1 protein-coding gene is annotated in these 564 nt (G+C 46.3%); it reads right to left on the reverse strand.

Annotation, left to right across the window (positions count from 1 at the left end):
- Positions 1-10: 10 nt before the first annotated feature.
- The coding region (locus R7Q48_RS29770; protein WP_318133985.1) for a 3-oxoacyl-ACP reductase family protein at positions 11-564 on the reverse strand (554 nt) is incomplete at its 5' end.

Below are 564 nucleotides of genomic sequence, written 5' to 3' on the forward strand. Positions count from 1 at the left end.
GAACTGTGCATTAAACCATGTACATGCCACCATTTACATGCAAAGTTTCACCAGTAATGTAAGCGGCTTCAGGTGAAGCTAGGAAAACTACTGCTGATGCAATTTCACGAGGATCACCCAAGCGACCAGCTGGCACGTTCGCCAACGTTGCTGCACGTTGGTCGTCATTTAGCGCCTTAGTCATGTCAGTTTCGATGAAACCAGGTGCAACTGTGTTAACCGTTACGCCACGAGAAGCCACTTCACGAGCCATTGATTTGGTAAAACCAATCACGCCCGCTTTTGCTGCTGCGTAGTTAGTTTGACCCGCATTACCCATAGTGCCTACAACAGAACCTACGTTGATGATACGACCCGCGCGTTTTTTCATCATTCCACGCAGAACCGCTTTAGACATACGGTAAATAGGCGTTAGGTTTGTGTTGATGATGTCGTTCCACTCATCGTCTTTCATGCGCATTAGTAGGTTATCGCGAGTGATACCTGCGTTATTCACTAGAATATCGATCGCACCAAACTCATCGTTAATGGTTTTTAGTGTTGCTTCAATAGACTCAACGTCAG

This window comes from Vibrio sp. 378, from assembly GCF_033339435.1.